This window comes from Cupriavidus sp. CuC1 (assembly GCF_044627735.1).
Taxonomy (GTDB): domain Bacteria; phylum Pseudomonadota; class Gammaproteobacteria; order Burkholderiales; family Burkholderiaceae; genus Cupriavidus; species Cupriavidus ulmosensis.
The window spans coordinates 1-835 of record NZ_JBIUHC010000403.1 but is presented as its reverse complement, the minus strand read 5'-3'; the positions used below and the strand labels follow the sequence as shown (position 1 = coordinate 835).

Below are 835 nucleotides of genomic sequence, written 5' to 3'. Positions count from 1 at the left end.
ATCGACAAGTGGTTGAAAGCTGGCGTGCTGGACGAGGGGCAGTTGCTTTACCCCGAGAAAGGTACACCCCAGGGCGGCGTACTTTCGCCGATCCTCAGTAATGTCTACCTTCACCACGTGCTGGACGTGTGGTTTGCCGAGCAGGTGCAACCGCGCCTGCGCGGACCGAGCACGCTGGTTCGTTATTGCGACGACTTTGTCGTGCTGTTCGCGTACAAGGACGACGCAGATCGTGTGCTGACGGTGCTCGGGAAACGGCTGGAGAAGTACGGGCTGCAACTGCACCCGGACAAAACCCGCTTGGTGGACTTCCGCCACCGCCCAGCGCATCGATCGGCGGAAGGCAGCGAGCCGTTTGCAACGACTTTCAACTTTCTCGGGTTCACCCATATCTGGGCACGCTCGCGATGGGGCAAGGTCGTCGTGCGGCAACTGACAGCGAAAGACCGCTTTGCGCGGGCGCTCCAAGCGATCGACCAGCAGTGTCGCCTTATGCGGCACTGGCTCGTGCGGGACCAGCACCAACGGTTATGCCGGATGCTCAAGGGGCACTACGCGTACTTTGGTATTGCTGGCAATAGCCGTCGTCTGGGCTGTTTGGTCTTCGAGGCACAGCGGCGGTGGCACAAGTGGCTGAAGCGGCGTTCGCGAGAGCGTTCGCTCACTTGGGCCGCCTTCAATCAGATTCTGAGGGTCTTCCCGTTGCCGAAGCCCCGCATCAGGCATCGCTATGCCACGCCGTGAGCAAATCTGTGCAATGAAGAACCGGATGCCTTAATTGGGCTCGTCCGGGTCTGTGAGGGACGAGGGGGGTAACCTCCTCGTCTACTCGGAA

At 60.6% G+C, this 835-nt stretch carries 1 protein-coding gene; it reads left to right on the top strand.

Features of this window, described 5'->3' with window-relative positions:
• Window positions 1-744 (top strand): reverse transcriptase domain-containing protein (locus ACGLHR_RS51915; RefSeq protein ID WP_400103939.1); only part of this gene is annotated, 744 nt, incomplete at its 5' end.
• Window positions 745-835: the final 91 nt, after the last annotated feature.